This is a genomic window from Pantoea sp. BL1, assembly GCF_000963985.1.
GTDB classification, from domain to species: domain Bacteria; phylum Pseudomonadota; class Gammaproteobacteria; order Enterobacterales; family Enterobacteriaceae; genus Pantoea; species Pantoea rwandensis_B.
This window is the reverse complement of record NZ_JZRH01000055.1, coordinates 1-21,610: the sequence shown is the minus strand read 5'-3', so window position 1 is coordinate 21,610 and position 21,610 is coordinate 1. Positions and strand designations below refer to the sequence as shown.

Annotated in this window: 23 protein-coding genes and 1 pseudogene; 11 read left to right on the top strand and 13 right to left on the bottom strand. The window is 54.6% G+C overall.

All coding sequences use genetic code 11. The features are described from left to right. Positions 1–268 precede the first annotated feature (268 nt). Positions 269–490 (top strand): cold shock-like protein CspD, encoded by a 222-nt coding sequence (gene cspD, locus VH86_RS21830; RefSeq protein WP_038647847.1) that lies wholly within the window; start codon positions 269–271, stop codon positions 488–490. An 89-nt stretch (positions 491–579) separates the two neighbouring features. Here cspD and VH86_RS21825 read toward each other — a convergent pair whose 3' ends face one another. After that, complete coding sequence (locus tag VH86_RS21825) at positions 580–2,220, bottom strand: ATP-dependent endonuclease (RefSeq protein ID WP_045834088.1); 1,641 nt, start codon at positions 2,218–2,220, stop codon at positions 580–582. 135 nt (positions 2,221–2,355) lie between these two features. Between VH86_RS21825 and VH86_RS21820 the strand changes: the two genes are divergently transcribed. From VH86_RS21820 to ltaE, 3 genes are all read left to right on the top strand, one after another. Then, entirely contained in the window at positions 2,356–3,252 is an 897-nt protein-coding gene (locus VH86_RS21820) for a lysine exporter LysO family protein (protein WP_038647851.1), read from the top strand. A 110-nt stretch (positions 3,253–3,362) separates the two neighbouring features. Beyond that, complete coding sequence (gene poxB, locus VH86_RS21815) at positions 3,363–5,084, top strand: ubiquinone-dependent pyruvate dehydrogenase (protein ID WP_045834087.1); 1,722 nt, start codon at positions 3,363–3,365, stop codon at positions 5,082–5,084. 69 nt (positions 5,085–5,153) lie between these two features. Beyond that, positions 5,154–6,152 (top strand): low-specificity L-threonine aldolase, encoded by a 999-nt coding sequence (ltaE, locus tag VH86_RS21810; protein ID WP_038647855.1) that lies wholly within the window; start codon positions 5,154–5,156, stop codon positions 6,150–6,152. A gap of 163 nt (positions 6,153–6,315) precedes the next feature. On the opposite strand, the gene VH86_RS21805 is transcribed toward ltaE, so the two are convergent. Continuing rightward, positions 6,316–7,140, bottom strand: a complete 825-nt coding sequence (locus VH86_RS21805; RefSeq protein ID WP_045834086.1) for an N-acetylmuramoyl-L-alanine amidase — start codon at positions 7,138–7,140, stop codon at positions 6,316–6,318. Next, positions 7,140–7,460: a heavy metal-binding domain-containing protein gene (locus VH86_RS21800; RefSeq protein ID WP_038647859.1), complete on the bottom strand. Its 321-nt coding sequence runs from the start codon at positions 7,458–7,460 to the stop codon at positions 7,140–7,142. Before VH86_RS21800 ends, VH86_RS21805 begins: the two co-directional genes overlap by 1 nt. 97 nt (positions 7,461–7,557) lie before the next feature. On the opposite strand from VH86_RS21800, the gene VH86_RS21795 reads away from it, so the two are divergent. The 6 genes from VH86_RS21795 to artJ (VH86_RS21770) all read left to right on the top strand — a co-directional run bounded on the left by VH86_RS21795 (position 7,558) and on the right by artJ (VH86_RS21770) (position 12,123). Further along, entirely contained in the window at positions 7,558–8,097 is a 540-nt protein-coding gene (locus VH86_RS21795; protein ID WP_045834085.1) for a lipoprotein, read from the top strand. A gap of 239 nt (positions 8,098–8,336) precedes the next feature. Continuing rightward, entirely contained in the window at positions 8,337–9,065 is a 729-nt protein-coding gene (gene artP, locus VH86_RS21790) for an arginine ABC transporter ATP-binding protein ArtP (RefSeq protein ID WP_045834084.1), read from the top strand. Between the two features lie 15 nt (positions 9,066–9,080). Continuing rightward, positions 9,081–9,812 (top strand): arginine ABC transporter substrate-binding protein, encoded by a 732-nt coding sequence (gene artJ / locus VH86_RS21785; protein WP_038647863.1) that lies wholly within the window; start codon positions 9,081–9,083, stop codon positions 9,810–9,812. A 6-nt stretch (positions 9,813–9,818) separates the two neighbouring features. Beyond that, positions 9,819–10,532, top strand: coding sequence for an arginine ABC transporter permease ArtQ (gene artQ / locus VH86_RS21780; RefSeq protein ID WP_038647865.1), 714 nt, complete (start codon positions 9,819–9,821; stop codon positions 10,530–10,532). Between the two features lie 3 nt (positions 10,533–10,535). Further along, positions 10,536–11,204: an arginine ABC transporter permease ArtM gene (artM, locus tag VH86_RS21775; RefSeq protein ID WP_038647867.1), complete on the top strand. Its 669-nt coding sequence runs from the start codon at positions 10,536–10,538 to the stop codon at positions 11,202–11,204. Positions 11,205–11,391: 187 nt separating this feature from the next. Further along, entirely contained in the window at positions 11,392–12,123 is a 732-nt protein-coding gene (gene artJ, locus VH86_RS21770) for an arginine ABC transporter substrate-binding protein (RefSeq protein ID WP_045834083.1), read from the top strand. 63 nt (positions 12,124–12,186) lie between these two features. Here the strand turns inward: artJ (VH86_RS21770) and rlmC are convergent, their stop codons facing one another. The 10 genes and pseudogenes from rlmC to VH86_RS21720 form a co-directional block, all read right to left on the bottom strand. Continuing rightward, positions 12,187–13,323 carry a 23S rRNA (uracil(747)-C(5))-methyltransferase RlmC gene (gene rlmC / locus VH86_RS21765; RefSeq protein ID WP_045834082.1) on the bottom strand — a complete coding sequence of 379 codons (1,137 nt, stop codon included), beginning with the start codon at positions 13,321–13,323 and terminating at the stop codon, positions 12,187–12,189. Between the two features lie 48 nt (positions 13,324–13,371). After that, the gene (locus tag VH86_RS21760) at positions 13,372–13,836 is read right to left on the bottom strand and encodes a YbjO family protein (protein WP_045834081.1); all 465 of its coding nucleotides are present in this window, start codon (positions 13,834–13,836) and stop codon (positions 13,372–13,374) included. A 198-nt stretch (positions 13,837–14,034) separates the two neighbouring features. Continuing rightward, a complete protein-coding gene (potI, locus tag VH86_RS21755) occupies positions 14,035–14,880 on the bottom strand; it encodes a putrescine ABC transporter permease PotI (protein WP_038647875.1) in 846 nt (281 codons plus the stop codon). Then, complete coding sequence (gene potH / locus VH86_RS21750) at positions 14,877–15,833, bottom strand: putrescine ABC transporter permease PotH (RefSeq protein WP_034820712.1); 957 nt, start codon at positions 15,831–15,833, stop codon at positions 14,877–14,879. The genes potI and potH overlap by 4 nt, the downstream gene beginning before the upstream one ends. Before the next feature lie 9 nt (positions 15,834–15,842). After that, positions 15,843–16,976 carry a putrescine ABC transporter ATP-binding subunit PotG gene (potG, locus tag VH86_RS21745; protein WP_156150611.1) on the bottom strand — a complete coding sequence of 378 codons (1,134 nt, stop codon included), beginning with the start codon at positions 16,974–16,976 and terminating at the stop codon, positions 15,843–15,845. 119 nt (positions 16,977–17,095) lie between these two features. Continuing rightward, positions 17,096–18,205: a spermidine/putrescine ABC transporter substrate-binding protein PotF gene (potF, locus tag VH86_RS21740; RefSeq protein WP_038647879.1), complete on the bottom strand. Its 1,110-nt coding sequence runs from the start codon at positions 18,203–18,205 to the stop codon at positions 17,096–17,098. A 373-nt stretch (positions 18,206–18,578) separates the two neighbouring features. Next, positions 18,579–19,058 (bottom strand): YbjN domain-containing protein, encoded by a 480-nt coding sequence (locus VH86_RS21735; RefSeq protein ID WP_038647881.1) that lies wholly within the window; start codon positions 19,056–19,058, stop codon positions 18,579–18,581. Positions 19,059–19,144: 86 nt separating this feature from the next. Continuing rightward, complete coding sequence (rimK, locus tag VH86_RS21730; RefSeq protein ID WP_038647884.1) at positions 19,145–20,047, bottom strand: 30S ribosomal protein S6--L-glutamate ligase; 903 nt, start codon at positions 20,045–20,047, stop codon at positions 19,145–19,147. A gap of 17 nt (positions 20,048–20,064) precedes the next feature. Continuing rightward, entirely contained in the window at positions 20,065–20,787 is a 723-nt protein-coding gene (gene nfsA / locus VH86_RS21725) for an oxygen-insensitive NADPH nitroreductase (RefSeq protein WP_045834079.1), read from the bottom strand. Positions 20,788–20,799: 12 nt separating this feature from the next. Continuing rightward, a pseudogene (locus VH86_RS21720) lies at positions 20,800–21,050 on the bottom strand (DUF1418 family protein). Positions 21,051–21,311: 261 nt separating this feature from the next. Here VH86_RS21720 and VH86_RS21715 point away from each other — a divergent pair. Then, the gene (locus VH86_RS21715) at positions 21,312–21,575 is read left to right on the top strand and encodes a GrxA family glutaredoxin (RefSeq protein WP_034820748.1); all 264 of its coding nucleotides are present in this window, start codon (positions 21,312–21,314) and stop codon (positions 21,573–21,575) included. Positions 21,576–21,610: the final 35 nt, after the last annotated feature.

The window sequence follows — 21,610 nt, the reverse complement described above, 5'->3', positions numbered from 1 at the left end:
AAGTTTAACATGTCTGTCAAGCCACCTTTCCCTTAAGAAAAAACGGTCCTAAAAGCCCATGCGCGACCTGTATCACAAAATTTGCAATAGCGTTAACTGCCTCAAATTTTGATGAATTTCTCCCCGTGCGCCAGGGCCGTTTGCTTGACGATAAGGACCGTTTCTCTACATTCTACTTACACAAGCTGATTGAGTTTTAAACAAACTCGACTCACAGCTTCAATGACCTCACCTACTGTTCAAAATGTCTTGCGAGGGAAGTAAAAGCATGGAGACGGGTACTGTTAAATGGTTCAACAACGCCAAGGGCTTCGGCTTTATCTGTCCGATTGGCGGCGGCGACGATATCTTCGCACACTACTCCACGATTCAGATGGAGGGATACAGAACGCTGAAGGCCGGCCAGCAGGTTCAGTTCGATGTCCATGAAGGGCCAAAAGGCAATCACGCCAGCTTGATTGTGCCCTGTGAAGTCACGCAAGTCGCCTGACGCGCGCCTCTTCATTCATTCTGACCACTCCCGAAAAAAAATGCCAGCCGCAGACGCTGGCATTTTTCTTTTGCGAATTTTCCCGCACCTCAATCCGCCCGTCCGCGTGCTAACCACATCACGCGAGCAAACAACTGATCCAGCAAGGCGGGAATCGCCTGCGGCCCACGCTCTGCCGCCGCCATGGCTACCGCAATCGCCAGCTCGGGTTTCGAGCTGTGATGAATCGCTTTGGTAATAATACGCCGCGCATTCATCGGCACGTTTAACGGCAGGTGCGCCATGTCGTGATAAACATCGCTGAACCCCTGCTTATAGAGAAAATGTTCTATATCCGGGGCCGGGAACTGCGTCAGATGATCGTCTTGCCGTTCATGCTCCTGCAGTTGGCTCCGGGCGCTGGCTGCATACTTATTGCCCGCTTCATCGCCATCCGTTAACACATGCCAGGCGATGCCCATGCGTCTGGCAAACTTCAACAGCGGCTTAAGACCAGACTGCGCAAATTCGATGACTTTGACCCCTTCGGCCGCAAAATGGTAGCCGCGCTGCCGTGCCAGTTCATTGATGATCCACACTTCCGTTTCTCCCTCCACCAGCAACCAGCAGCGGGCAAAGAGTGCCGAGGGGCGATTCAGACGGATATGAAATCCAATACGGCGGCTCTCCTCTGCGCTCAATCCTTCAGGACCAATCCGCCATGCCGCAACGCGTGTAGGTTCACGCACCAGGCGACAAATATTCTCCAACGGCACCTGAGATAACAGCTCCCCCGAATTGGTGGTGGTGATTTTTTGCAGCGGCATTAAATCCAGCAGGTTCCACGCCACTGACAGCATAATCGGATGCAATCGCGTTTCCGGATCCTCCACAAGCAGCAATGGGTGAGCGCCAGGCGGCAGCGCTTCATTGCCGTGCGCCTGAATCAGTAAAGAGAACATGCGCAATAAAATGACCTGGCGACTGCGTGATTCCGTTCCGGCAATCAGGTGGTTAAGCTTGTCGAGTGAGCGCCAGCCTTGCGAACCGTCGCGCAATTCAGGTGCGACACGCGCCGCGCTGACCCCCGGTTGCTGCACAAGAAAGTAGTGCTCCAGCAATTGCTGCATGGTGTGCAAGCCCTGACGCAGTAAATCGTCACTTAAATTCTGTGGCTGCACGACCAAATCCCGGGTTAATTTCTCAACTTCCTGTGACAATTCACTCAGCGTCGTGGCACGGCGATCCGCATCGGTGCTGCTGTGTCGTCCACGGCGGCCAAAGCGCGCATCGCGCAGTCTGAGCACTGGATAGAAGGCACGCAGATGCGCCAGCGCCGCCTCAGTGCCTTTCATCGCCAGCACATCGCCATTTTGGTCGATGAAGCGCCAGGTGGTTTTCACGCCATGCTCATTGCGGCGCGCACGGGTGCTGAAGCGGATAAAACGCCCGTTTTCATCACGCTGCCAGAAAGGCTGGAACACCGCTTCGTCATCGCTCGCTTGTGCACGAAAGCGAAACACCAGTTGCAGCTGACGCAGACGGGCTTCCAGATCGCCCGGTGGGAAGTGAAAATCATGCTCGGTAAATTGATATGGTTCAGCCGCAGGCGCCAGTAATAGTGTCAGCGCATCCAGCAGGCTGGATTTACCCCAGGCATTTTCACCAATCAGCAGATTGGTATCAGTGAGTGGCAACGACAGCCGATTGATGCCACGAAAACCGCGAATATCGATATGTTCCAGAAACATCATGCCATCCCTTAAGTGCTTTGCCTGAGCATGGTTCGCCTCGTTAAGTTGGTCAAGTTAATGCATGGGTAAAAGGTTTACACTTCAACTCTTTTCCGCTAGCTTGCGGCCCTCTCCCACGGATGGAAACGCTCTATGTATGGCTTAATCATCATTCTGTTGCCACTGATTGCTGGCTATTTACTGCATGTGACCCGTGCCAATCTGCTGCGTGGCGTCGCTCGCCTGTTGAGCGCTCTGGTGTACATCATCCTGTTTTTTATGGGCACCAGCCTCGCTTTCCTCGATAACCTCAGCAGTAATCTGCTTACCATTTTTCACACCGCCTTGATCAGTATGCTGTGCATTCTCGCTTGTTCCTTGATGGCTTTCTGGCTATTGGAGAAGCGCGTGCCGTGGCATCACCCGCACAAACAGCAAGCCCTGCCTTCCCGTCTGCACATGGCGCTGGAATCCCTCAAGCTGTGCGGCTCGGTACTGGGCGGATTCCTGTTGGGATTAAGCCAATGGTCAATTCTGCGCCACGCATCAACCATCAGTGAATATGCCCTGATGCTGATGTTGTTCCTGGTCGGCATTCAACTGCGCAGCAGCGGCATGACCTTGCGTCAAATCACGCTCAATCGTCGCGGCATGCTGGTGGCGGCGGTATCGCTGTGCAGCGCCTTAATTGGTGGGATGCTAGCCGCATTATGGCTCGATTTGCCAATCAAAACCGGCCTGGCGCTTGCCAGCGGCTTCGGCTGGTACTCGCTTTCCGGCATTCTCATGACGGAATCGTTTGGGCCGGTGATTGGCAGTGCTGCTTTCTTTAACGATCTGCTGCGTGAACTGATCACCATTATGCTGATCCCGCTGTTGATCAGCCGTCAGCGCAGTATGACGCTGGGTTTGAGTGGCGCCACCTCAATGGATTTCACCCTGCCGATTCTGCAACGCACCGGCGGCATGGAAATTGTCCCGGCCGCGATCGTGCACGGTTTTATCATGAGTTTACTGGCCCCGATTCTTATCGCGCTGTTTTCCGCCTGAGCACCGAGCGCATTTTTTCACGGCTGCGCGCGCCTTCCTTCGTCTACGCTTTCTGACTGACAGGTTTCCGCCATCGGGACGGATGGCAAAACACCAGAAAGGAGCAAACGATGAAGCAAACTGTGGCGGCACTGCTGGCCAAAACCCTGGAAAGCGCCGGTGTGAAACGCATTTGGGGTGTCACGGGCGATTCTCTTAATGGACTCAATGACAGCCTGAATCGCATGGGCACCATTGAATGGATGCCCACTCGCCATGAAGAGGTGGCGGCCTTTGCGGCAGGCGCTGAAGCGCAAATCAGCGGTGAACTGGCGGTATGCGCCGGTTCCTGCGGCCCAGGCAACCTGCATCTGATTAACGGGTTGTTTGACTGCCACCGCAACCATGTGCCAGTGCTGGCGATTGCGGCTCATATCCCCTCGAGTGAAATCGGCAGCGGTTACTTCCAGGAAACGCATCCGGAAGAGCTTTTCCGCGAATGCAGTCACTATTGCGAACTGGTGTCCAACCCTGAGCAACTGCCGCAGGTTCTCGGCATCGCCATGCGCAAAGCGATTCTCAATCGTGGTGTATCGGTCATCGTGCTTCCGGGCGATATTGCCCTGAAACCGGCGCCGGAAGGGGCGCGTAGCGAGTGGTATCCGCCACAATTACCCCATGTTGTGCCTAACGCCAGTGAAATTGCCCGGCTGGCCGACACGCTCAACCATGCCAAAAATATTACGCTGATGTGCGGCAGCGGCTGTGCTGGCGCGCACGCTGAAGTGGTGCAGCTGGCAGAAACACTGAAAGCGCCCGTGGTGCACGCCATGCGCGGCAAAGAGCACATTGAGTACGATAATCCTTACGACGTCGGCATGACCGGCTTGATCGGCTTTTCATCCGGTTATCACGCCATGATGAACGCCGACACGCTGGTGCTACTGGGTACACAGTTCCCTTATCGGCCGTTTTATCCGGCTGATGCCCATATCATCCAGATTGATATCAATCCCGCCAGCCTCGGTGCGCATAGCCATGTCAACATGGCGCTGATTGGCGATATCAAAGCCACACTGCAGGCGCTGCAACCTCAACTCGTCAGCAAAAGTGACCGGCACCATCTCGACAGCGCGCTGGAACACTATGCAGAGGCGCGAAAAGGCCTGGACGACCTGGCCACCGCCAATGATAAACAAGCGATTCATCCGCAATATCTGGCGCAACAAATCAGCCATTACGCGGCCGAGGATGCGATTTTCACTTGTGATGTGGGCACGCCTACGGTGTGGGCTGCGCGCTATCTGAAAATGAACGGCAAGCGCCGCCTGCTGGGATCGTTCAACCACGGTTCGATGGCCAACGCGATGCCACAGGCGCTCGGCGCTCAGGCCATCGATAAGCAACGGCAGGTCGTGGCGCTGTGTGGGGATGGTGGCTTCAGTATGCTGATGGGCGATTTTATTTCCGTCGCCCAGTTAAAGCTGCCGGTAAAGCTGGTGATTTTCAACAACAGCGTGCTGGGCTTTGTGGCAATGGAGATGAAAGCGGGCGGCTACCTCACCGATGGCACCGATCTGGAAAACCCCGATTTTGCCGCGATTGCCACCGCCTGTGGCATTAAAGGCATTCGCGTCGAGAAAGCCTCTGAACTTAACAGCGCGCTGGAACAGGCATTCGCACATGATGGTCCGGTGCTAATCGATGCGATTACCGCTAAGGAAGAGCTCTCGATGCCACCGCAGATCAAAGCTGAGCAGGCCAAAGGGTTCAGCCTGTATATGCTGCGCGCGATTCTGAATGGACGTGGCGATGAGATCGTTGAACTGGCGAAAACTAACTGGCTGAGGTAAAACGGATAACCAGGCCAGATAACTCACAACGCGGGCGCTCAGCCCGCTTTTTTGTTTCAGGAGAGCGATGTGATCGATTTACGCAGTGATACCGTAACCCGCCCAAGTGCCGCCATGCTGGATGCGATGATGGCCGCCGAAACTGGCGATGATGTCTATCGCGACGATCCCACCGTCAATGCGCTGGAACGCGAGGCCGCACGCCTGAGTGGCAAAGCCGCTGCGCTGTTCTTCCCTACCGGGACCCAGGCCAACCTGGTGGCACTGCTCTGTCACTGCCAGCGCGGCGATGAATATATCGTCGGCCAGCAGGCACATAACTACAAATACGAAGCGGGTGGCGCGGCGGTGCTGGGCAGCATTCAGCCTCAGCCTATTTCTCATGCCGAAGATGGATCGCTGCCGCTGGCGGATATTGTTGCCGCCATCAAACCGGATGACATCCATTTTGCGCGCACGCGCCTGCTAAGTCTGGAAAACACCCATCACGGCAAAGTGCTGTCGCAGAGCTATCTGGAGCAAGCGTGGAAGCTGACGCGTGAGCACAAACTGGCGCTGCACATTGATGGCGCCCGCATTTTCAATGCCGTGGTGGCGCAAAATGTTGAGCTGAAAGATATCGCGCGCTATTGCGATACGCTGACCATCTGCCTGTCCAAAGGGCTGGGCACGCCGGTCGGTTCACTGCTGTGCGGTGATGAAGCCTACATTGAGCAAGCACGTCGCTGGCGTAAAATGACCGGTGGCGGCATGCGTCAGGCAGGCATCCTGGCCGCGGCAGGTCTGTACGCACTGAAGCACAATGTGGCGCGCCTGAAAGAAGATCATGACAATGCCGCCTGGCTGGCGGAGCAGCTTAGCGCGATTGGCGTAGAGGTACTGAATCAGCACACCAACATGCTGTTTGTGAAAGTACCGGCGGATCAGGTTGACGCGCTCAAAAGCTGGATGCACTCCGGCGATGTGCTGATGAGCGTGGGTCCGGTCACGCGCATTGCCACCCACCTCGATGTCAGCCGTCAGGATTTACAACGTCTGGTTGCACACTGGCAGGCGTTTTTAGCGTAACAAAGCTCAGGTTGTCTTGCAGGGACGGTCTTCGGGCCGTCCACAAGTTCACCCTGGCGAGCCCCCTACTTCATCTTTACATCACCGTGCCGTACCGTTCTTCGCCAGTCACGCCTGTGCTATCGCCAGCGTTTCTGCATCGGCGATGTCATATACCGTTTCATCACTGCGCTGCGCCGTATTTCGCCAGTAACGCCCGGGCTATCGCCAGCGTTTCTGCATCGGCGATGCCTCGATAATCCCGCGCACGGAAGTGCATCTGAAACGCCGCGATAAGCTTACGCTGCATTTGCGGGGTATTCGCAGAATTGACGTCATAACCATAGCGCTGCAGCGCATCCAGCAGCTCGGCCTGATCGATGGGCGCACCCGCCGCGTGCCCGTTCAAATAACGCTGTACCGTGTCACGATCGGGCCATGCGCCCAGCCCCTGCTCCGCCAACTGCTGCCAGGGGAACAGCGGGCCAGGATCCTGCTTCCGCTGCGGCGCGATATCGCTGTGCCCCACCAGATTCTCTGGCGTAATGGCATAGCGCTGCGTGATATCTTTCACCAGCGCCACCAGCACGCTGATTTGCGCTGGCGTAAACGGCTGCCACTCCACGCCAGTTAGTGTCCGCGTATAACCACGATTGACGATCTCGATACCAATCGACGTGTCATTGATGCGGGTCGCACCGCGCCAGAAACTCGGCCCGGCATGCCACGCCAGCTCAGGCTCCGGCACCAGTTGCCAGATCACACCCTTACCCCGTTTCTGCGCGGGCTGCTGTGGAATGAGATAGTGTGCGCTGACTTCACGATCGGTCAGCGTGGCCAGTGAGGAAGGCAGATCTTCGGCGGTATAGTGAATCACCACCACTTTGATACGAGGCCGCGCGCCCTGTGCCGGATGCGCGGTATCGACCCAATAACCTTGTCTTGATTCCAGCGAGGAGTGGCAGGCGCTGAGCAGCAGCGCCATCATCATAGCGACAACGACCCGCATCAGCGAATGATCACAGCCGTTCCGGTCACGCTGACCATCAGCATGCTACTGTCTTTGCCCACGGTTTCATAATCGATATCAATGCCCACGACCGCATTCGCACCCAGCGCCTTTGCTTGCTCTTCCAGCTCTTCAAATGCAATCTGCCGCGCTTTGCGCAGCTCTTTTTCATAAGCTCCGGAACGACCACCGACGATATCGCGAATCCCGGCAAAGAAGTCGCGGAAAATATTGGCCCCGAGAATCGCTTCACCGGTAACCACACCGCAATATTCACTGATGCTGTGCCCTTCTAACGTGGGCGTGGTGGAAAATTTCATTTTTCTCTCCTGAGGTGAACAGCTCGTACGGCGTAAAAGCGAGACTATACTCTATGCTAAAAATGACGCTTTGCCAGTGAACAATAAGGAAATCGAGATGAGAAACAATGCCTTTGCGCTGCTTGTTCCCGCTGCGTTACTGCTCAGTGCCTGTACCACCGTCGAACCGGTGATCAAAGATAACGGACCGCGCACTGCCAGCTGTGTCGACGGTGGCCCAGATAGCGTCGCGCAGCAGTTTTACGATTTACGCATCAGCCAGCCCGGCCAGGGTCTGCCCGATAGCACCACGCTGGCAAAATATCGCCCTTACCTGAGCGATCACCTGTATCAAAAACTGCTGAGCGCCAGCACGCAGAGCAGCAAACCTGCCTCGTGGAGCCAGGGCGATTTGTTCTCCAGCCTCGCGCAGGGTCCAACGTCGGCGGAAGTTGCCAGCGCCTCAACCATTCCTAATCGCGATGCACGTAATATTCCACTGCGCGTCGATTTGAGTCGCGAGGGTAAAAGCTGGCATGACGAGGTATTGATGATTCATGAAGGCACCTGCTGGGCTGTGGATGATATTCGCTACGTCGGTGACTGGCCGCGCGCAGGTGGCGGGTCGCTCAGCCAACTGCTGGAAGAGAAGAAATAGCTGTTTAATTTTACCGCACTCAGTTCTAAACATAAGCGCGCCGCATCTTTGCGGCGTTTTTTGTTAATTTTTCATCAATAAATTGCAGCCAGCGAGCCCTTCCCAGCGTTGACCGGCGCGATATTGTGCTACGCTTTGGGGACTTCACTGCTGTTTAATAAATTTTAACCCACCACAATTGCATAACTATTCTGGTGACGTTAAGATCCGCGGCACTAATTACTATTCATTTTTTGCGCATGAGTATTCAACTAAACGCCATAAACTGTTTTTACGGTGCCCATCAGGCACTGTTCGATATCAACCTGGCTTGCCCGCAGGGAGAGACGCTGGTGTTGCTTGGGCCGAGTGGCGCGGGTAAAAGTTCGCTCCTGCGCGTCCTCAATCTGCTGGAGCAGCCGCGTTCCGGCAGCCTGCAGATTGCCGGGAATCACTTCGACTTCAGCAAAGCGCCGTCAGACAGCGCTATTCGTGAACTGCGCCAAAACGTGGGCATGGTGTTCCAGCAATACAATCTGTGGCCGCACCTCAGCGTGGTGCAGAATCTGATTGAAGCACCGTGTCGCGTGCTCGGTCTCAGCAAAGAAGCCGCGCGCGCGCGCGCTGATAAACTGCTGGAACGTCTGCGTCTGACCCCTTTTGCCGATCGTTTTCCCTTGCATCTTTCCGGTGGCCAGCAACAGCGTGTGGCGATTGCCCGAGCGTTGATGATGGAGCCGCAGGTGCTGTTGTTTGACGAACCCACCGCAGCCCTCGACCCTGAAATCACCGCGCAGATCGTCAGCATCATTCGTGAGCTGGCACAGACGCAGATCACTCAGGTGATTGTGACCCACGAAGTCGAAGTGGCGCGTAAAACCGCCAGCCGCGTGGTGTACATGGAGAACGGCCATATCGTTGAGCAAGGCGATGCCAGCCACTTTACACAGCCGCAAACCGAAGCGTTTGCACATTATCTTTCGCACTAAGTCAGGATGCATCTAATGAAAAAAGTCGTACTTGCTGCACTGCTTGCCGGTCTGAGCCTCAGCGCTTCTGCTGCGCAAACCCTGCGTTTTGCCACCGAAGCTTCATATCCTCCGTTTGAATTTGTCGACTCTGACAACAAGATTCAGGGCTTCGATGTCGATCTGGCCAATGCGCTGTGTAAAGAGATTGATGCGACCTGTACTTTCACTAATCAGGCGTTTGACAGCCTGATCCCCAGCCTGAAATTCCGTCGTTTTGACGCCGTAATGGCGGGTATGGATATCACCCCAGAGCGTGAAAAGCAGGTGCTGTTCTCCAAGCCTTACTACGATAATTCCGCGATCTTTATTGCCCAGAAAGGCAAGCTGGCGAACGTTGATGCGCTGAAAGGTAAACGCGTTGGCGTTCAGAACGGCACCACGCACCAGAAATATCTGTCTGATAAACACAGCGACATCACCGTTGTGCCTTACGACAGCTACCAGAACGCGGTTCTGGACCTGAAAAATGGTCGTATTGATGCGGTATTTGGTGACACCGCCGTGGTGAACGAATGGCTGAAACAGAATGCCAACCTCGCACCACTGGGTGAGAAAGTGACCGATAAAGATTACTTCGGTACCGGTCTGGGTATCGCCGTCCGTCAGGGCAACACCGAGCTGCAGGGCAAATTCAACACCGCCCTGGAAAAGATCAAAGCTGACGGCACCTACAAAACCATCTACAACAAATGGTTCCAGCAGTAATCCCTGATGAATGAAATGATTCCACTCGCAAGCGCCGCCGGCATGACTGTCGGCCTTGCTGTTTGTGCACTGATCGCCGGCCTTGTGCTGGCGATGATTTTTGCTGGCTGGGAAACCGTCCGCTGGAAACCGCTGGCGTGGATCGGTACCGCGCTGGTGACGCTGATCCGTGGTCTGCCGGAAATTCTGGTGGTGCTGTTTGTCTACTTTGGTGCCTCACAACTGCTACTGACCTTATCCGATGGCTTCCATATCAATCTGGGCTTGTTCAGCATTCCCGTGCAGGTACAGATTGAAAACTTCGACGTCAGCCCCTTCCTGTGCGGTGTGATTGCCCTCGCGATGCTTTATTCTGCCTATGCCTCCCAAACGTTGCGCGGCGCACTGAAAGCCGTGCCTGTGGGCCAATGGGAATCCGGCCAGGCGTTGGGTATGAAGAAGTCGGCGATTTTTTTCCGCCTGATCATGCCGCAAATGTGGCGTCATGCGCTGCCGGGTCTTGGCAATCAGTGGTTGGTGTTACTGAAAGATACTGCGTTGGTGTCGCTGATTAGCGTGAATGACATCATGCTGCAAACCAAAAGCATTGCCACGCGCACACAAGAACCCTTTACCTGGTATCTGGTGGCTGCGGCCGTCTACCTGATTATTACGCTGTTCAGTCAGGCGATACTGCGCCGTATTGAATCGCGCACCACGCGTTTTGAACGGGGAGCCTGACGCATGCTGGATTACTTACCCGAGCTCCTGAAAGGGTTGCATACCAGTCTGACCCTGACGGTGGCATCACTGATTGCCGCGCTGCTGCTGTCGCTGCTGTGCACCATCGTGCTTTCACTGAAAGTCCCGGTGCTGAACTGGCTGGTAAAAGGCTACATCACGGTATTTACCGGCACCCCACTGCTGGTGCAAATCTTCCTCATTTATTATGGCCCCGGCCAGTTTCCCAGCATTCAGAACGTGCCGTGGTTATGGCATCTGCTATCACAGCCCTGGCTTTGCGCGTTGATTGCGCTGTCGCTCAACAGTGCAGCCTATACCACCCAGCTGTTCTACGGTGCAGTTCGCGCTATCCCCTCCGGGCAGTGGCAATCCTGCGCTGCGCTGGGGATGAACCGTAAAGACACGCTGCGTATCCTGCTGCCGTATGCGTTTAAACGTGCTCTATCTTCTTACTCAAACGAAGTGGTGCTGGTGTTTAAAAGTACCTCACTGGCGTACACCATTACGTTGATGGAAGTGATGGGACACGGTCAGTTGCTGTATGGGCGCACCTATGACATCACGGTGTATGCCGCTGCCGGGCTGATCTATTTGGTGGTCAACGGTTTGCTCACGCTGATGATGCGTTTAATCGAAAAGCGCGCACTGGCATTCGAACACCGCAATTGATTGCTGTCGTGGCGCGATTTGTCGCGTTTGTCTGAGATGGAAGAGTTGCGGACAAACGCGTCATAACTCGCGCTGCTACACCCCCAACAACACATGTAATATTTTAATCATATTATTTGCATATAAATTCATTTGCTGGCATCGTGTAATCCGTTCTATCTCTGGCATGGTTTACAGGAGTCACATAATGAAAAAATGGATTGTTGCTGCGGCGCTGGCAACACTGGCAATGAATGCTTATGCGGCGGAGAAAATTCGTTTCGCCTCTTCTGCGACCTATCCCCCGTTTGAATCCCTCGATCACGACAACCAAATTGTCGGCTTCGATATCGATCTGGCAAAAGCCTTATGTCAGCAAATGAAAGCGGATTGCACCTTTACCAATAACGCGTTTGACAGTTTGATCCCTTCGCTGAAATTCCGTCGTTATGATGCGGTCATCTCAGGCATGGACATCACGGCAGAGCGCAGCAAACAGGTCGATTTCACTCAGCCTTACTACGCCAACTCCGCGATTGTGATTGCCCAAAAGGGACAGTTCACCGACTTTAGCCAGTTGAAAGGTAAGCGTGTAGGGGTAGAAAACGGCACCACGCACCAGAAATACCTGCTGGAGAAACATCCAGAAGTGATTGCCGTGTCCTACGACAGTTATCAGAACGCGATTCTCGACCTGAAAAATGGTCGTCTGAACGGCGTGTTTGGTGATAGCGCGGTGGTCAATCAGTGGCTGAAAGCCAACGACGATCTCAGCCCGGTGGGTGAACATATCACTGATACCGAATACTTTGGCACTGGCTTAGGCATTGCGGTGCGTAAAGGCAATGCAGCTTTGTTGAAAGAGATGAATGACGCACTGGTGGCGCTGAAAGCCGATGGCACCTGGCAGCAAATCAACCAGAAGTGGTTCCCGGAATAAGCATTATGGAGCCGTGTGGCGTGCCACCTGACAGGTTCTGCACGTCCTCCGTTCAGGCGGTGGCTACGTGGCTCCACCCTTCTTAATCAGCAGCGTTAGCACTTCAAAGTGTGCCGTGTGTGGAAACATATCAAACAGCTGGACGCGGCTCACCGCGTAGTCTTCCAGGCGTGCAATATCCTGCGCCATCGTAGTGGGATTGCAGCTTGAATAGAGAATGTAGTCTGGCGCCATTTCACTGAGATAAGCACTCAGCTCAGCCCCAATACCGCGACGCGGCGGATTAACCAGCACCAGCTGTGGCACCTGTTCATGCGATGTCGCGAACCGGGTGGAATCCAGCGCGGCGAAACTCACTTTATCGAGCCCCAACTGCTCAGCCGATTGCTGCGCACAGGCAATGGCTTCCGCATTGATTTCAATACCGGTCAGCTGCATCTCGGGCGTGGCACAGTGCAAACCGAAACCGCCCACGCCGCAGAACAGATCCCACATACTGGTCACCGGCAACTCTGCGACCCAATCACGCGCCGTGGCATACAAATCTGCTGCGACCTGCGGGTTGGTCTGAAAGAAACTCTGCGGACGAATATACAGCGGGACCTGATTGAAACATTCTGCCAGTGCCTGATCGGGCGTCAAAGCAATCTCTTCTTCCCCTTCCAAAATCGCCATATGTACTGGCTGGATATTGGCGGAAATCACTTTCAACTGCGGCAACTGCTGCTGCAACCAGGGTAAAGCCGCGCGCAACTGCTCCAGCTTGCGGGTGGATCGCAGCACAAACCGCAGCATCATCCCACCTTGCGAACTCTCGGTAAGCAGCAGGAATTTCAGTTCGCCGCGTTGACGCGCCACGTTATAGGGTGTCAATCCAGCGCGGGCAATAAAGGGTTTTAGCACATCAAACACCGGCGCAAAGCTGGCGGGATAGAGTGGGCAATCACACAGATCCACCGGTTCGCCATCACGCGCCATCATGCCGAAAATCGGCCGTTCGACGCTGCCGCTCACCACCATTTTGGCTTTATTACGAAAACCCTGCAGCGGCGAGGTCACCGGCGGTAAATATTCTGCCACCGCGGTCTGCGACAGCAACTGCTCGAGCAGCGACTGCTTCTCGCTGAGCTGCTGCGGATAGGGTTTCTCCAGCCACTGGCATGAACGACAGCGACCGGCATTATAAAGCGCGCAATACATGGAAAGGCCTGTATATCAAAATCGGGAGAAAAACGGGGGCAGATTGTATCACCGGGCGCGGAAAAAAGCGCGGCTGCTGGCCGGCACAAACAGTAGCAGCAACACCAGCACATCCGGTACTTTCTGCATCAACGTGTGATGAATGATCTGCGCATTGGTTTCACCTGGAATACTGAAAATTTCCGGGTAGATCCAGCCGACAGATGCCATGAGCATGTAACCGAGCACAATAATTTGCGCCACCACATAACCCCAGCGTCCGCGATTGCTGCCACGCAGCAGGGTAAAAGCACAGCGCAGTTCAAACAGAAAGATCAGCTGACTGGCGATAAAAATCAGCGTGGAATCCCACGCCTGCGCACTGCGGTGGACAAAGTTGGCTATTTCGTCGTAACCCAGCTCATTGGCCAGCATCAGCACGCTGAGACAGCGTGTGGCAATGATGGCGATCCCCGCGACCATAACCGGTGCAGGCGTTGAATTGGCCATCGTGTTTTTGAGGGTTTCCGACATGGTTTGACTCCGTAACCATAAAAAAACGGGCAAGTCTTACCCCAAAATAATTCACGTTTTAGCAAGGCGGCAAGTGTGCGAATCCTCAGGAGCTTACCTAAGTAAGTGACTGGGATGAACACACGTAGCCAACGCCCCTACAACGTGAAGTATGAAGGGTAAACCGGCCCGTTATTATATTGGCAAATGTTACGGGTTTCAGCCACGTCTGGCTTTCTGAATATCGCGTAAACGTTGCTTTTCTTCGTGCGCCATAAAGCGCCAGGCGATAAATCCGACCAGGCCGACGACAAACAGAATCAATGAGGCTAACGCATTGATCTCTGGATTGACGCCGCGTCGCACAGTAGCAAAGATCGCCATCGGTAGCGTCGTGGCGCCCGGCCCGGTGACGAAGCTGGCAATCACCAGATCATCCAGTGACAGCGTAAAGGCCAGCAGCCAACCGGTGACAATTGCCGGAGCAATCATTGGCACGGTTATCACGAAGAACACTTTCAGCGGCGTCGCCCCGAGATCCATTGCCGCTTCTTCGATGGAACGATCCAGCTCGCGCAGACGGGAGTTGATCACCACCGCCACGTAAGCAGTACAGAAGGTGACGTGCGCCAGCCAGATGGTGAGCATGCCACGATCGCTCGGCCAGCCGAAGGTATTGCCCATCGCCACAAACAGCAGCAGCAGTGACAGCCCGGTGATCACATCTGGCATCACCAGCGGCGCGGTGAGCATAAACGCAAAACCGCTATGCCCACGGAAACGGCCGAAACGCACGATGATTACCGCCGCCATGGTGCCCAACACCACCGCCATGGTAGCGGAGAGCGCCGCAATGGTCAGGCTGAGGCCAACGGCATCCAGCATCGCATCGTCCTGGAACAGCACTTTGTACCAGTGGAACGAGAAGCTCTCCCACACAGTCACCAGCTGCGAGCTGTTGAAGGAGTAAACCACCAGCAGCAGCATCGGCGCGTACAGGAACAGGAAGCATGCGGCCAAAATCGCCGTACGCCATGGAGAGCGAATGGTTGGTAACTGATTCATTCCTTCTCTCCTAACTCACGATTTTGATGCTTGTGGAACCAGATGATCGGCAGAATCAAAATTAACAGGATGATCACCGCCAGCGCCGAAGCCACCGGCCAGTCACGGTTGTTAAAGAACTCCTGCCACAGGATGCGGCCGATCATGATGCTGTCCGGCCCTCCCAGCAGTTCCGGGATCACGTACTCACCCACTGCCGGGATAAACACCAGCATCGAACCGGCGATAATGCCGCCTTTGGTCAGCGGCACAATCACGCTGAAGAAGGTTTTCAGCGGACGCGCCCCCAGATCCAGCGAGGCTTCCACCAGCGAGTAGTCGATACGGGTTAACGCGGTATAGATCGGCAACACCATAAACGGCAGATAGCAGTAAACGATACCGATATACACCGCGGTATTGGTGTAAAGAATCACCAGTGGATGATCGATCACCCCCAGCCACATCAGGAAGCGGTTAAGAATACCGTTGTTGTTCAGTAAGCCCATCCACGCGTACACGCGCACCAGGAATGAGGTCCAGGAGGGCAAGATGACCAGCAACAGCAGAATAGTGCGCATTGAAGGCTTACTGTGCGCCACCGCCCAGGCCAGCGGGTATCCGATCAGCAGACAGATCACGGTAGAAATCGCCGCCACCTTGAGTGAAGTCAGATAGGCTTCGGCATACAGTGGATCGTCCGTCAGTGTGATGTAGTTACCGAGATTCAGCACCAGATTGAGTTGGTCATCGGCCCAGGTCACCAGATCGGTGTAAGGCGGAATGGCACGCGCAATATCGGCGAAACTGATCTTCAGCACGATCAGGAACGGCAGCAGAAACAGCAGGATCAGCCAAAGATAAGGCAAGGCGATCACCAGCTTGCGACCATGCAGCATTTTAATACGCGTGCCCCAGCGCTGCAGCGGTGTACCCACCACTTCCGGCTCGCTGCGTTGAGAAATCTGGCTCATTACGCCTCCTTAAACCGTCAGAACCACACAGCTGTCGGCGTCCCAGCACAGGCGAACTTCATCACCCCATGTTGGCGCACCTTTACGGTAGCGATGTGCATTCTGCAGCTGCGCGCTGATCATCTGACCGCTACGCAGGCGAACGTGATAAATCGACAGGTCGCCGAGATAAGCGATATGCACCACTTCACCCACGGCAAAGTTGCAGCCATCCACCGGCACCTCTTCGCACAGCATCACTTTTTCCGGACGTAAAGCGACATGCACGGGCACGTTATCGATGATGGAGACATCGGTCTGCACTTTAAGCGGATGCACCAGGCCCGGCGCATCGATCACCACGCCCTCTTCCGTGCGCTCACGCAGCAGGCCATCAAACACGTTAACTGAACCGATAAATTCGGCGCTGTAACGGCTGGTAGGATGCTCGTAGATCTCTTCCGGCTCACCAATCTGCACAAATTTGCCACGGTTCATGATCGCGATACGACCGGCCATAGTCATCGCTTCTTCCTGGTCGTGCGTGACCATTACGCAGGTCGCGCCAACGCGTTCAAGAATATCCACCACTTCGTGCTGCATGCGGTCGCGCAGTTTCTTATCCAGCGCGCCCATCGGTTCATCCAGCAGCAGCAGTTTGGGGCGTTTCGCCAGGCTACGCGCCAGCGCCACACGCTGGCGCTGGCCGCCAGAGAGCTGGTGCGGCTTACGTTTCGCAAACTCTTGCATGTGCACCAGCGTCAGCATTTCTGCTACGCGGCTGCTGATTTCGCCTTTCGGCAATTTATCCTGCTTCAGTCCAAAGGCGATGTTCTGTTCCACCGTCATGTGCGGGAACAGCGCGTAGGACTGGAACATCATATTAATCGGGCGCTGATAAGGCGGAACGTGCGACAGGTCTTGCCCATCCAGCACAATCTGCCCGCTGGTCGGTGGCTCAAAGCCTGCCAGCATGCGCAGTAATGTCGATTTACCGCAGCCGGAAGCACCCAGCAGGGCAAATATCTCACCTTTATAAATGGTCAGGCTGACATCATCCACGGCGTGCTGGCCGTCAAAAGATTTGGTCAGGTTGCGAATTTCCAGCAGCGGCGTTAACGCCTTAGCCGTTTTATTTGGGGGGCGGGGAATCGCGTCGTTCACTAACATTTCTCCGGCGCTAAGCGGTGTAGCGCGGCACAGCTAGCCGCTAAAATGGCACAACAGAGGCCATCACCGCGCCTCTGTTGTCGTCTACAGGTCATGAATCCGTTTAGAACGAATTACTTACCACTTTTTACTTTAGTCCATGCACGGGTGCGCGCACGATCCAGTTTCGGATCCTGGACTTTGAGCACAAACAGCTTGGCCATCGCATCCGGCGTTGGGAAGATGCCCGGATTGTTGCGCACATCCGCATTGATCAATGGCAGTGACGCCTTGTTGCCGTTGGCGTAGTTCATCTTGTTAGAGACATCCGCGATCACTTTTGGATCCATGATGTAGTTCAGCCACTGATAGGCTGCATCGAGGTTTTTCGCGTCTTTCGGAATCGCCATCATGTCGAAGAAGGCCAGAGCCCCCTCTTTCGGCACGCTGTAACCCAGGTGCACGCCGTTGTTGGCTTTGACTGCACGATCTTTCGCCTGCAGGATATCGCCCGACCAGCCGATCGCCACGCAGATGTTGCCATTGGCCAGGTCGTTAATGTACTGAGACGAATGGAAGTAACGGATATTAGGACGCAGCTTCAGCAACAGATCCGTGGCGGCGCCGGTGTAATCTTTCGCGTCAGAGCTGTTCGGATCTTTGCCGAGATAATTCAGTACGGTGGCGAAAATCTCTTCCGGTGCATCGAGGAAGGAAACACCACAGCTTTTCAGTTTTTCCAGGTTTTCTGGCTTCAGCACCAAATCCCAGCTGTTGACGGGCGCATCAGTGCCCAATGCGGCTTTCACTTTATCAACGTTGTAACCGATGCCAGTGGTACCCCACAGATACGGAATCGCATATTTGTTACCCGGATCGTGCTGCGCGACTTTCGCCATCAAATCAGGATCGAGGTTTTTGTAGTTTGGCAGTTTGCTCTTATCCAGCTCCTGGAACACACCGGATTGCAGCTGACGTGCGAGGAAGCTGGAAGAAGGCACGACGACGTCGTAACCGGTTGAACCGGCCATCAGTTTACCTTCCAGCACTTCGTTGGAATCGAAGACGTCGTAGACCACTTTGATGCCGGTCTGCTTTTCAAAATTCGGCACGGTGTCGGCCGAAATATAATCGGACCAGTTATAGACGTGCAGCGTTTTATCCTCTGCCTGAGCACTAACGGCCGTCGCCATCAGCACACCTGCAACCACACCTGGCAACCATTTTTTACGTTGGTTGATCATGTTTTACTTCCTCCTGAGGGGGTCATCACAACGCTGCATACACGCGATCCTGACGTTGCGTTTTTTCTGTTTAATCACAGACACACAATGAATCAATATTCAGCGGGAGTTTAATAGCAAAAACCTATAGTTGTGCTGAGGTTGCATGTCTCAAGCAGCCCCGCAAGAATAGCCCCCCTGCTTCACGCGTGCCAGATCTCAGCGTAAAAAACGCCTTTTTGCGATATTTTATGCATGTTTCTGCTATGGGGTTTGGCACTAGCGGCATAAAGCACGACTAATATCTGGCAATAAAGGGCAAAATGCAGAATAAAAAGTGGTAGGGCTAAAATGAAAACTGCCGCAAAAAGCGGCAGTTAGCGAGGCGGGGAACTCAGTGCAGCATCGCGTGGCTGCTGGAGCTGGGTTGTCGCTCCTCTTCTTCGCCCATCATCAGCAAATTATTGGCAAAGGCTTCCATGATCACCATGGAAACGCCCTCTTCACTTTGCTTCATAAAGTGCGAGAACTGACCAAAGGTTAATCCGGCAGTGGTACTGATCGACTGGCAGACAATCAGCTTGGGCAGATTGTCATCCTGAATATCGATAAAGGCCTTCACCGTAAGCGAACTGGCATTGATCTGCGATAAATCGCCGACCAAAGGAATAAGTGCTGTGGGTTTCACTTCCGCGAGGGCCGAGAAAAGGATGACGTTGTCCACCAGGTCGATTTTTGCATCAAACACCCCGTCAAAATTCTGCATGTGCGGCAGGTGCAGTGCCTGGCAGGCATCGCATTCGAACCAGGTGATATTTTGTTGATCCAGCCAGCGACGCAGGATGTCGATGTCAGGAACGACCAGTGAATCCATCGTTATGTCCTGTGGGGTGAAGAAATAAGCGCCTTAGCTTACGGAAAAAGTCCCTCTGATGCCACGAAAACCACGTAAAAGCGCGCCTAGCCCCCGGTTTTAAGACGATAGCCGGGGCAGGCATGCGCTTCTACCCAGTGAATCATCATTGAAGCGATGTCGAGGCCGGTGGTGCCTTCAATGCCCTCAAGCCCTGGCGAAGCATTCACCTCCATCACCAGCGGGCCGCGATTGGCGCGTAAAATATCCACCCCTGCGATTTCCAGCCCGAGCGTGGACGCGGCTTTCACGGCGATTTCGCGCTCTTTTTCGGTGATGGTCACCGCGTGCGCTTTACCGCCACGATGAAGATTCGAGCGGAAATCCCCCTCTTTCGCTTCACGCTCAATCGACGCCACCACTTCATTGCCAATCACCAGGCAGCGAATATCTCGCCCCTGTGCCTCTTTGATAAACTCTTGCACCAGAATGTGGGCGTTAAGGCCACGAAATGCATCAATCACGCTCTCCGCCGCCTGCCGCGTTTCAGCCAGCACCACGCCAATCCCCTGCGTGCCCTCCACTAATTTCACCACCAGCGGCGCCCCCCCCACCATGGCGATCACATCCTGAGTATCGTCAGGCGAAGAGGCGAACCCGGTGATCGGCATATCAATGCCTTCACGCGCCAGCAGCTGCAACGATCGCAATTTGTCACGCGCCCGGGTGATGGCCACCGATTCATTCAGCGGATAGCTGCCCAACATCTCGAACTGGCGCAGCACCGCCGTGCCGTAAAAGGTAGTCGCCGTGCCAATGCGCGGGATAACGGCATCAAAATGGCCCAGCGGTTCGCCACGATAATGCACCGCGGGAGAATCGGAATTGATGTTCATGTAGCAGGAGAGTGGATCGATCATCTGCACCTGATGACCACGCTCTTCCGCGGCGTCGCGCAGGCGCTTACACGAATACAGCGTTCCATCACGCGTGAGAATGGCCATCTTCATTGCAGAGTTCCTTGTGCTTAGCGCGTTGCCCAGCCCTGTTGATGCAGATAATCCAGCATAAACGGACGCGTTTCTTTGATGATCAGGCGTTGAATCAGTTCGCTCCAGGTTTCCGAACGCTGGTTGCTTTCACGCTGCTGGTAATAAGCCGTGATTTGGTTATCGTACTGGGCCAGCACGCTTTTATCGACAGGTTGATAACGATTTTCATGCACCAGCATCGCCGCTGGCATGCGGGGTTTCACGTCTGGGGCAGAAGCGGGATGGCCGATGCAGAAACCAAACAGTGGCAGCACAAATTTCGGCAGTTCCAGCAAATCTGTGACTTGCGCGATGCTATTACGGATGCCACCAATAAACACCCCACCCAATCCCAGCGATTCCGCTGCGACCATGGCGTTTTGTGCCATCAATGCCGTATCCACACAGCCCAACAGCAACTGTTCGGCGCGCCCAAGATGAGCATCCGGGCAGATCTGCTGATGACGATTAAAGTCGGCACAAAACACCCAAAATTCAGCGGCGGCACTCACCCACGGTTGCCCGCCGGTGAGTTGCACCAGCTGTTGACGCTTTTCCTGGTCGGTAATGCGAATAATTGAGGAGCACTGTAAAAAGCTGGAGGTCGAGGCCGCTTGTGCTGCAGCAATGATCGCGCTGCGCTGGGCATCATCAATGCCCTGCTCGGTAAAGGCGCGAATGGAACGGTGGCTGCACAGTAAATCGATGGTCGGCGTCATAATCCTCTCCGGTTACTTCTTCTTGTGGTTGTGATTGAACAACTGCGGTGCCATCGCTTGCGCGGTACGCCACATCATCAGCCAGGCGGCTGGCAACATCAGCGCAATGCCAAGGAAAAACAGCAGCGTGGCCAGCGACTTTTTCGCCATAAAATCCGGCGCGCTAATCCAGTCGTTGACCAGCAACAGCGCCCCCGTCACCGCGAGTACGCAAGCACTTCCAGCAACAAAACCGGTTTAGGCAACGTGGCCAGATTACGCATGGGTGATTTCCTCAGTTGCTCAATAGGTCAGTCGCATTTTAGACCCGAATAATTCGCTCTGCAGCAAGGCGTGGCTATCACCAGCCGCTTAACTGGAGCCAAACGCATCTGCAGAGTGAAGTATGATGGACATAGATTGCGGTCATTAGAGTAACAGGCATTTTCTTCTTTGCTTAAGCAGGATGGGCGGGCATGATGTTAGCCATTATTCACGCTGTAATGTGAAACTGGTCACAAAACAGCAGCGGAAGGAGAGAAGCAATGATTGCAGTGATTTTTGGCCGTTCAAGCTGCCCATACTGCGTACGTGCGAAAGAGTTAGCCACCAAGCTGACCAGCGAGCGCGATGATTTCAACTATCAGTACGTCGATATTCAGGCGACCGGCATCACCAAGGCCGACCTGGAAGCACGTGCCGGCAAACCGGTGACCACCGTGCCGCAGATTTTCCTTGATGACCAGCACATCGGTGGTTACACCGAATTTGCGGCCTGGACCAAAGAAAATCTGGGTGTTGAAGCCTAATCAAGCGGGCCTGCGGGCCTAATGCCAGTCAGTTA

Excerpts from the sequence above, each read along its gene's own strand:
- potF (WP_038647879.1), bottom strand. The coding sequence starts at position 18,205 with ATGATCAACCAACGTAAAAAATGGTTGCCAGGTGTGGTTGCAGGTGTG.
- rlmC (WP_045834082.1), bottom strand. The coding sequence starts at position 13,323 with ATGTATTGCGCGCTTTATAATGCCGGTCGCTGTCGTTCATGCCAGTGG.
- artM (WP_038647867.1), top strand. The coding sequence starts at position 10,536 with ATGCTGGATTACTTACCCGAGCTCCTGAAAGGGTTGCATACCAGTCTG.
- VH86_RS21795 (WP_045834085.1), top strand. The coding sequence starts at position 7,558 with ATGAGAAACAATGCCTTTGCGCTGCTTGTTCCCGCTGCGTTACTGCTC.
- artQ (WP_038647865.1), top strand. The coding sequence starts at position 9,819 with ATGAATGAAATGATTCCACTCGCAAGCGCCGCCGGCATGACTGTCGGC.
- potI (WP_038647875.1), bottom strand. The coding sequence starts at position 14,880 with ATGAATCAGTTACCAACCATTCGCTCTCCATGGCGTACGGCGATTTTG.
- VH86_RS21820 (WP_038647851.1), top strand. The coding sequence starts at position 2,356 with ATGTATGGCTTAATCATCATTCTGTTGCCACTGATTGCTGGCTATTTA.
- artJ (WP_045834083.1), top strand. The coding sequence starts at position 11,392 with ATGAAAAAATGGATTGTTGCTGCGGCGCTGGCAACACTGGCAATGAAT.
- VH86_RS21760 (WP_045834081.1), bottom strand. The coding sequence starts at position 13,836 with ATGTCGGAAACCCTCAAAAACACGATGGCCAATTCAACGCCTGCACCG.
- VH86_RS21715 (WP_034820748.1), top strand. The coding sequence starts at position 21,312 with ATGATTGCAGTGATTTTTGGCCGTTCAAGCTGCCCATACTGCGTACGT.
- artJ (WP_038647863.1), top strand. The coding sequence starts at position 9,081 with ATGAAAAAAGTCGTACTTGCTGCACTGCTTGCCGGTCTGAGCCTCAGC.
- artP (WP_045834084.1), top strand. The coding sequence starts at position 8,337 with ATGAGTATTCAACTAAACGCCATAAACTGTTTTTACGGTGCCCATCAG.
- VH86_RS21800 (WP_038647859.1), bottom strand. The coding sequence starts at position 7,460 with ATGAAATTTTCCACCACGCCCACGTTAGAAGGGCACAGCATCAGTGAA.
- rimK (WP_038647884.1), bottom strand. The coding sequence starts at position 20,047 with ATGAAGATGGCCATTCTCACGCGTGATGGAACGCTGTATTCGTGTAAG.
- VH86_RS21735 (WP_038647881.1), bottom strand. The coding sequence starts at position 19,058 with ATGGATTCACTGGTCGTTCCTGACATCGACATCCTGCGTCGCTGGCTG.
- VH86_RS21805 (WP_045834086.1), bottom strand. The coding sequence starts at position 7,140 with ATGCGGGTCGTTGTCGCTATGATGATGGCGCTGCTGCTCAGCGCCTGC.
- poxB (WP_045834087.1), top strand. The coding sequence starts at position 3,363 with ATGAAGCAAACTGTGGCGGCACTGCTGGCCAAAACCCTGGAAAGCGCC.
- potH (WP_034820712.1), bottom strand. The coding sequence starts at position 15,833 with ATGAGCCAGATTTCTCAACGCAGCGAGCCGGAAGTGGTGGGTACACCG.
- VH86_RS21825 (WP_045834088.1), bottom strand. The coding sequence starts at position 2,220 with ATGTTTCTGGAACATATCGATATTCGCGGTTTTCGTGGCATCAATCGG.
- cspD (WP_038647847.1), top strand. The coding sequence starts at position 269 with ATGGAGACGGGTACTGTTAAATGGTTCAACAACGCCAAGGGCTTCGGC.
- nfsA (WP_045834079.1), bottom strand. The coding sequence starts at position 20,787 with ATGACGCCGACCATCGATTTACTGTGCAGCCACCGTTCCATTCGCGCC.